10 protein-coding genes are annotated in these 8,230 nt (G+C 60.6%); 6 read left to right on the forward strand and 4 right to left on the reverse strand.

Annotation, left to right across the window (positions count from 1 at the left end):
- Positions 1-114 precede the first annotated feature (114 nt).
- Positions 115-375 (reverse strand): heavy-metal-associated domain-containing protein, encoded by a 261-nt coding sequence (locus tag OC373_RS17860; protein WP_046935270.1) that lies wholly within the window; start codon positions 373-375, stop codon positions 115-117.
- Between the two features lie 170 nt (positions 376-545).
- Here OC373_RS17860 and OC373_RS18890 point away from each other — a divergent pair, with 170 nt between their 5' ends.
- The 6 genes from OC373_RS18890 to OC373_RS17885 all read left to right on the forward strand — a co-directional run bounded on the left by OC373_RS18890 (position 546) and on the right by OC373_RS17885 (position 5,197).
- Positions 546-683 (forward strand): heavy metal-associated domain-containing protein, encoded by a 138-nt coding sequence (locus OC373_RS18890; protein ID WP_315985477.1) that lies wholly within the window; start codon positions 546-548, stop codon positions 681-683.
- Between the two features lie 18 nt (positions 684-701).
- On the forward strand, positions 702-2,978 hold the full coding sequence (locus OC373_RS17865; protein WP_315985478.1) for a heavy metal translocating P-type ATPase: 2,277 nt from the start codon (positions 702-704) through the stop codon (positions 2,976-2,978).
- Positions 2,978-3,445: a Cu(I)-responsive transcriptional regulator gene (gene cueR, locus OC373_RS17870; protein ID WP_080952949.1), complete on the forward strand. Its 468-nt coding sequence runs from the start codon at positions 2,978-2,980 to the stop codon at positions 3,443-3,445. Before OC373_RS17865 ends, cueR begins: the two co-directional genes overlap by 1 nt.
- Positions 3,446-3,568: 123 nt before the next feature.
- The gene (locus OC373_RS17875; protein WP_255419551.1) at positions 3,569-3,703 is read left to right on the forward strand and encodes a hypothetical protein; all 135 of its coding nucleotides are present in this window, start codon (positions 3,569-3,571) and stop codon (positions 3,701-3,703) included.
- A gap of 64 nt (positions 3,704-3,767) precedes the next feature.
- Positions 3,768-4,778, forward strand: a complete 1,011-nt coding sequence (locus OC373_RS17880) for an NAD(P)-dependent alcohol dehydrogenase (RefSeq protein WP_052756064.1) — start codon at positions 3,768-3,770, stop codon at positions 4,776-4,778.
- A gap of 26 nt (positions 4,779-4,804) precedes the next feature.
- Complete coding sequence (locus OC373_RS17885; RefSeq protein WP_046932613.1) at positions 4,805-5,197, forward strand: 4-oxalocrotonate tautomerase family protein; 393 nt, start codon at positions 4,805-4,807, stop codon at positions 5,195-5,197.
- A 68-nt stretch (positions 5,198-5,265) separates the two neighbouring features.
- On the opposite strand, the gene OC373_RS17890 is transcribed toward OC373_RS17885, so the two are convergent.
- The 3 genes from OC373_RS17890 to OC373_RS17900 all read right to left on the reverse strand — a co-directional run.
- Positions 5,266-5,901: a YkgJ family cysteine cluster protein gene (locus OC373_RS17890; RefSeq protein WP_127170486.1), complete on the reverse strand. Its 636-nt coding sequence runs from the start codon at positions 5,899-5,901 to the stop codon at positions 5,266-5,268.
- A gap of 911 nt (positions 5,902-6,812) precedes the next feature.
- Entirely contained in the window at positions 6,813-6,986 is a 174-nt protein-coding gene (locus OC373_RS17895) for a hypothetical protein (protein ID WP_167390418.1), read from the reverse strand.
- Positions 6,987-7,271: 285 nt separating this feature from the next.
- The coding region (locus OC373_RS17900; RefSeq protein ID WP_261998205.1) for an IS3 family transposase at positions 7,272-8,230 on the reverse strand (959 nt) is incomplete at its 5' end.

The raw sequence follows: 8,230 nt of genomic DNA on the forward strand, positions 1-8,230 counted from the left end.
AGCGCCTGCGGACGCTGGGCGGATCAGGGCAGGGGACGTGCGAGCTCTCATGATGGCCAGTCTAGCCCTCTTGGGGCCGACTGGCATTGATCAGGATCAAGCCCTCCCACGGCCTCAGCGGTGGCATCCGCCGCAGCAAGAGGATGCGGCCGGGGCGGCCGGCGTATCGGCCTCGGAAGGGAGCACGGCGGCGATGACATAGCCTTGCCGCTGGATGGCCTCCACCGCCTGTTCTACGGCAAGCAGGCCCACGATCTTGACCACGCCGCTGCCCAGATCGACGTCCACCTGGGCGTGGGGGTCAACGGCCTGAATGGCTTGGGTGACCGTCCGGACACAGTGACCACAGGTCATACCTTCAACAACGAGATTCATGGACAACCCTCCAAAAAGCATCGGCGGTTTGCCGACAGCGTCACGATGAGCCTTCCCACGGTGGGAAGGTCAAACGGCAGGCCAGTTAAGTGCTGGTCCGCCGTGCGCTGTTGACCTTCCCATCATGGGAAGGCCCAGGCTACCTGCTCGCTCCTACTGGCCCTTACTCCATGGACATAACGCTCACCTCGCCGCGGCCGGCGCCTGCGGACACCCATCGCTTCAGTGTCGCCGGCATGACATGCGCCTCGTGTGTTGGCCGGGTAGAGCGCAGCTTGCGCTCCGTTGCCGGCGTGAGTGATGCGTAGATCAATCTGGCAACCGAAGTGGCCGAGGTAACCGCACCGGCGGCCGCGTTGCCCGCCTTGATCGCTGCGGTGAAGCAGGCCGGTTATGAGGTTGCCAGCCAGGAGCGGGATCTGATCATCGAAGGGATGACCTGCGCTTCCTGTGTGGCACGGGTAGAGCGTGCGCTGCGCGCTGTGCCGGGCGTAATGGAGGTGTCGGTCAATCTGGCCACCGAGCGCGCGCGCATAACGACCACGTCACTGGTGGAGGTCGCATCCCTGGTTGCCGCGGTCAGCGCAGCGGGCTACCGCGCGATCGAACCGCAGACCCCGGCAGGCAACGCCGATACAGCGCCGGCGCGCCAGGCGCTCAGTGGTGACACCCTCAAACTGCTGATCGCTGCAGCCCTGTCCCTGCCATTGGTCGTCCCGATGCTGGGATGGGTCGCAGGTCAGCACTGGATGCTACCGGGCTGGCTGCAGTTTTTGCTCGCAACGCCGGTGCAGTTCTGGATCGGTGCGCGCTTTTATCGCGCCGGATGGCACGCCCTGCGCGCCGGCACGGGCAACATGGATCTGCTGGTCGCTTTGGGGACCAGTGCCGGTTATGGACTGAGTGTCTATCACTTGTTCAATGATGCCGGACACCACGGCGATGCCCCGCTGTACTTCGAGACCTCGGCGGTCATCATTACCCTGATCCTGCTGGGCAAGTGGTTAGAGGCCCGCGCCAAGCAACAAACCACGCAAGCGATCCGGGCCTTGCAAGCACTGCGGCCAGCCACCGCACGCGTGTATCAGGACGGGCAAGAGCGCGAGGTTGCCATTCACGAGGTTGCCGTTTCGGACATCGTCAGTGTGCGGCCAGGCGAGCGCATCCCTGTGGATGGCGTGATCGCGGAGGGCCGCACGCACGTGGATGAGTCCCTGATCACGGGAGAGTCCATGCCCGTGGCGCGCGGGGAGGGCGATCGCGTTACCGGTGGGGCCATCAATGGCGAAGGCCGCATCCTGGTGCGCACACTGGCCATCGGCGCCGAGACCGCCTTGTCTCGGATCATTCGCCTCGTGGAGGATGCACAGGCCAAGAAGGCACCTATCCAGCGAACCGTGGATCGGGTGAGCGCAATCTTCGTGCCGGTGGTGATTGGCCTGGCTTTGCTCACGCTGCTCGGCTGGGGTCTGGGAACGGGAGATTGGAACCAGGCGATCCTGAGCGCGGTAGCGGTGCTGGTGATCGCATGCCCGTGTGCGCTGGGGTTGGCGACCCCAACGGCGATCATGGCTGGCACCGGCGTGGCTGCCCGAGCGGGCATTCTGGTCAAGGATGCCGAGGCGCTGGAAGTGGCACGTACCGTCAAGGTGGTGGCCTTCGACAAAACAGGCACGTTGACCCAAGGACGTCCGGTACTGGCCGAAGAAATTGCCACCCGTGGCCACGCGGCCGATCTGTTGCCGTTGGCGGCGGCCCTGCAGCAAGGCAGCGAGCATCCCTTGGCCAAGGCCGTACTGAGCGTGATGGGCCAGCGCGCCATTCCGCTCGCACGCGACGTGCAGGCGGTGCCTGGCCGCGGCATCACCGGCACGGTGGATGGCAGGAACCTGTTGCTGGGCAGCACCCGCATGATGCTTGAGCATGGCGTGGCGCTCACGGCATTGCAGACCCGGGCCGACCTACTCAGCCAGACCGGCCACACGGTGTCCTGGCTGGCAGAGCAGGGCACCGATCATCCGCAGTTGCTCGGCATTCTGGCCTTTGAGGATCCGCCGCGTCTGGGTGCAGCCGCAGCTGTGCAACGGCTGCACACGCTGGGTCTACGCACCGTCATGATTTCTGGCGACAACCCCGGCGCGGCCGCCTCGGTGGCCAAGGTACTAGGCATCCACGAGGTGCGCGCCAATGTATTGCCTGAGCAGAAGGCTGCCTTGGTCGCAGAATTGGCTCAGTCGGCACCGGTGGCCATGGTCGGCGACGGGGTCAACGATGCGCCAGCACTGGCTGCCGCCAACCTGGGGGTGGCCATGGGAACCGGTACCGATGTGGCGATGCATGCCGCTGGAGTTACCCTAATGCGCGCTGAGCCGGGCCTGATCGCCGATGCCATCGACATTTCCCGCCGCACGACCCGCAAGATCCATCAGAACCTGTTCTGGGCTTTCGGTTACAACGTGGTCGGGATCCCTCTGGCGGCCCTGGGCTTGCTTGATCCGGTCATCGCCGGCGCAGCGATGGCCTTGTCCAGTGTGAGCGTGATTGCCAACACGCTGCTGTTGCGCCGTTGGCAGCCAACCAAGATCGATGTGGGAGAGGCATGATGGCAACCAGACGCAGTTCCAAGGTACTGCGGCCCGAACTGGCCGATGCGCGCGAAGCCGGATTGCATAACATCGGCGAGGCCGCCGCGCTCAGCGAGGTCAGCGCCAAGATGATTCGCCACTATGAAGGGATCGATCTGATCCCTCCGGCCAGTCGCACCTTTGCTGGCTATCGCCTTTACACCGATGCCGATGTGCACAGGCTTCGGTTTATTCGTCGTGCCCGCAACCTGGGATTCTCCATCAAACAGATCCAGTCGCTCTTGGGCTTGTGGAGCGATGACCGGCGAGCCAGCGCCCAGGTCAAGAAACTGGCCCAGGGCCACATCGACGATCTGCAGGTCAAGATTACCGAGATGCAGGCCATGCAGCGAACGCTGCGCGATCTGGCCAGTCGATGCCATGGCGACAACCGTCCGGAATGTCCGATTCTGGACGATTTGGCGAGTCCGACGAACGGGCATTGACGTTCCCACAGTAGGAAGCCTGACGCTGGCTATCCCTGCTGGTTGGAGCAGCAACGCATGCATCGACTACATATCCCGGCCATGGTTTGCAGCGCATGTGTGGCACCCATTCGACGTGCGTTGATGAGCGTAGATCCTTCGATGCGGGCGCAGTTCATGCTGGACCAACGCCGTATCAGCCTCGAAACCCGCCGTCCGCTTGAGCTGATAAAGCAAGCACTCAGCGCGATCGGCTATCCGGCCCACATTCATCATTAGTAGCGCTAAAGATGCGTTGTGCCCTTGCGTCATCTCGATCGCCCCCTATCACCTGACTCGCCGAATGAGCCTCATGCACGCCTACCGTGTCACCCGTGGACAGGGTCCACAAAGTCTCCACAGAATCGAGGTTCCGCCCTCGTCCTTGGGTGAGAACCAGGTGTTACTGGCCGTCAAGGCCGCCTCGCTCAACTACCGTGACTTACTCGTTGCTCACGGTCAGATGGGTGCCGGTGAAGCCCGGATCCCACTGTCGGACGCCGCCGGACAAGTAGTAGCTGTCGGTCCTGCAGTCACCGACTTCTCTATCGGTGATGCCGCACTTCCCATCTTCTTCCCGCTGTGGATTGATGGATCTCCCAGTGACCAAACGCTGTCCCTGTCGCTGGGTGGCAACATCGACGGTGTGCTGACGACACATTTGGTGGTCGACCAAAGCGCATTGGTGCACGCGCCACGCACTCTGTCATGGGAGCAAGCTTCTACGATCGCGTGCGCAGGGGTCACGGCCTGGCACGCGTTGTTTGAGCTGGGTGCGTTGCCCGACGATGCTCATGTGCTGATTCAGGGCACCGGCGGCGTGTCTACATGGGCGGTCCAGTTGGCGTTGGCAGCCGGCTTGCGCGTCACGGTGCTCTCTGGGAGGGAGGAGGGCATCGAGCACATGGTGGCATTGGGGGCACAAGCTGCCATCAACTACAACACCGATCCCAACTGGGACGAAACGGTGCTCCGCACGACCGGCGGCGTAGATCTGGTGATGGACATCGGTGGCGCCGGCACGATTGCTCGCTCGCTGCGAAGTCTGCGCCCCGGCGGCCAAGTCGTGACCATCGGTGGCGTCGCTGGCGGATTTGCATTGAGCATCGATCCATTCTCACTGATCGGCGGAAAGTCGCTCACCGGAGTGGTAGTGGGTTCCAAGAAAATGACCCAAGCGCTTATCCGCTTCATCGACGAGCACGCCATCGTGCCAGTTATCGACACCATCTTTCCTTTCGCTAAAGCTGCTGACGCGTTTGCGCGCATGGAACATGGAAGGCCCATCGGCAAAGTGGTCATCGCCATCAACTAGCCTCTCGGCTTAACACGAGCCCCTTCATGCCTCTGATCAACATCAAAGTCTCTGCATCTAGTTCTCCGGCGCTGACCGCGGAGATATCTGCCCTGGTAAGCGATCTGACCAGCCGGATTTTAGGAAAGAAGGCGGACCTGATCGCGACAATCATCACGTATGTCCGGCCTGAAGATTGGCTGATCGGAGGAAAGACGCTGAGCGAGATTGGCGTCTCAAGCTTCTCGCTGGAGATCATCGTGACGGATGAGACCAACACCAAAGCAGAGAAGGCAGAGTATCTTGCCGAGGTATTCGCTTGCTTTGAGCGCCTGTTAGGCCCCGTGCACCCGACAAGCTATGTCCATGTCCACGATGCGCGCGCCTCGGCCTATGGCTACGGTGGGCGGACACAAGAAGCGCGGCTCCATCAGTCCTGACATTCCCGTTACGCGCATATCTCGCTTGAAAGGGCACTGTCCAGACAAGTTCTCAGGAACTTCCATACCTAGGAGCTTTCGCCGGGTACTGAAAAGATCTGTCTGATGTCCATGGGGGTCGTGCGGCCATCCTTTGCTACGAGCTCATGAAAAGCTTCTTGAACTTTGGAGAGATGGGCCATCGGCAAAGTGATTTCATCCGATCTGGCCGGATCGCACCAGTACGCCGTGTTGGTCAACGCAACATGCTGGCGGCAGACCATTGGACGGTCCTCGTAAATCGAGCATTGTTCCTGGATAAGGAAGGGGCAGGGCGAACCATGGAAGTCGGCACTAGGAAGCGGCTTCGGCAACCGAGAATGCGAGGAGCGCTTCTCAATAAGCTCGGCCTCAACGGGATAAAGGTGCACCGGGTAGTGGCAACATGCCGAGCAGCCCGCACTGCATGCGACATAAGGAGCCATCGCCGCTGACAGGATCTCCATTTCCTTGTGCAAGGTGCGCAGCTTTTTTATCGGACTTCCAGGCAAGGCGGCCAGCCGACTGGCCAAGCTGGCTTCTCTGTCTTGGATTTCCATCGGAATGCCAGTAAGCATTCGATCGAAATTCGCCTGGGCATTCTTCTTGGCCTGAGTAGGATCGCGCTCTGAGTCATCCGTTTGCTGCGTCATCGGTGCCCCCAAGTGTGCCGCGTTGATGCTCAAGACCTACCAAGCCTGCGTACATCATGCTCGCGGAGGTGAAGGCTATCAGGGCTGGAGCGGCCGGTGCGGGCTAGCCGCAACGCGAGCAAGACACCAATCGAGGACGCAGCCATTCAGACGCCAGGCTCACCGCACCGGCCACGCCGCGGTTTTACATAAGCGACGTTATGCGAAGTAACGCATTGATCTTAAAAGCGTTTCCCTGCCTTGGCCGATCCTACTCCAGCAAAGAGACGTCATCAAGGCATCCGCGATGAAAGGTCTTCGCAGCCAGGCCTGAAGAAGCAGGGTTATCCTCGAACCCTCAGCTGCTTTCTCCATATGCATGGGGGAAACGTCGCGATTCCGGGTTAGCTGGCAGTTGAGTTCCCGCGAGCCTACCAGCGTGCGTCATCGCTCCAGGAGGAAAAATCTTGCTTCGCCGCCTCCAGCACGAGCGCTGGATGTAGGGCAAGAGCCTCTGCTGGACTGCCTCCGCACAATCGAGCATGCGGAGCGATCAGCCATTCGATTTCCTCCCAACCTGACGTCGGGCCGCCGGCTGAAACGCCATATGGGCCACGCAGTAGCGACAGTACCTCCGAGAGCACTGGCAAAGGCATCCCAGTAGAGTCCAGCTGCCATGGAGGAAAGAGAAACAGCTTCAGTTCCCCAATCCACACGCCCAGAACGCTCCCAGATTGCAGGCACTGCGTCAGGGTGCGGCCCTGGACGGCACTCGGGCTCAGTATCGCTTCGAACGCCGCCATATCGAGCCAATCCCGCGCGGCGTTCGATCTGGCCTGAGCGAAGGCAGATGTTTCCGAAGGTATATGCCCGCGCATAGAATGCCTGCCTGGTAAATGAACAGCTCCCACAAGGATGCCACACGCTCTACTAAGGCAACCTGTGGGGGAAACGTCGCTTGAACGTCAGGCATCCAGCGGTTTGCCGCAACAAGGGCATTTCCCTCCTGCCAGTTCTCGATCGTATGCTGCGTTTTGGCGGTTGGCCAGCCAGACTGCTGCCACGGTAATGGAAACAACAAGCGCCACCAAGACGCCTGCGACGATGCTCATCTGTTGCAAGGTAGACAGGGAATTCATTGCATTGCCCACTAGGAAGACCAAGACGATGTCGCACTACAATTTTAGCCCCCAAATCGGAAGAACTTGCAGGAAATTTATCCGGAAAGGCACCCGATCTAACGTAGGCTGAGGGCTCTATGGCTGAACTCTGCGGGCGATATGGCTGCATCTGAAAGCTGGCCCACAGCAAGGCAGCTACTTGGAGGTCCTGCGACCAACGAGCTCCAGAAGAATTCGGGGCAAGTAATGCGTAGTTCCGCCAAATTAGGGGCGGTGAATCGCCCAGGATTTTGTAGACAGTCGTCAGCCGTTTAGTGCGTACTGCTTCTCGAACTCTACCGGGGACAGCCCGTCGTTGGAACTGTGCCGCCGTTTTGGGTTGTAGAACATCTCGATGTACTGGAAGACGTCGGCCCGTGCCTCGTCGTGATTGCTGTAGATCCTCCGCTTAATACGCTCCCGCTTCAGTAGCTGGAAGAAGCTCTCCATCGCTGCGTTGTCATGGCAGTTTCCTCGTCGACTCATGCTGCACACGATGTCGTGCTCGCGCAGGAAGCTCTGCCAGTCTTCGCTGGTGAACTGGGTTCCCTGGCCGGAGTGAAGCAGAAGCCCGGGGCTTGGCTTGCGCCGCCACACTGCGGCCAATAGCGCCTGCAAAACCAGGTCCGTATGTTGAGTTGGTCGGGTTGCCCATCCAACGACCTGACGCGAAAACAGATCAAGCACCACCGCCAAGTACAGGAAGCCGTCGTACGTGCGGATGTAGGTGATGTCCGTGACCCACGCGCGATTTGGCTCACTGACTTTGAAGCCGCGAGCCAGAACGTTCTTGGCGACTGATCCAACAGGGCCGCTCAATGGGCGTGGTCGCCGACCGTAGCCGACCATTGCCCGCAGCCCCTCGCTCTTCATCAAGCGTGCCACGCGATGACGACTACACGTCTCGCCAAGCTCGCGCAGATCTGTGGTCACTTTGCGGTGGCCATACACAGAGCCGCTTTCCAGCCAGCTGTGCTTGATTAGGCCGAGCAACCGCTGATCGTCCTTGTCGCGAGCGCTTGCCGGCTCTTTTAGCCAGGCGTAGTAGCCACTGCGATGGACGCCAAGCATCCGACACATCGCCGCGAGGCCGAACTCATCTGCGTGTTGCTTCATGAAGGCGTACTTTGCTCTTACCCCTTTGCAAAGTACGCGGCGGCTTTTTTTAGGTTCTTCTCCCATCTGAGGGGAGAAGGCGCACGGCCGACCAGCTAGATTTGTAG

It is taken from the genome of Stenotrophomonas sp. Ste96, from assembly GCF_024519495.1.
Classification (GTDB): domain Bacteria; phylum Pseudomonadota; class Gammaproteobacteria; order Xanthomonadales; family Xanthomonadaceae; genus Stenotrophomonas; species Stenotrophomonas bentonitica_A.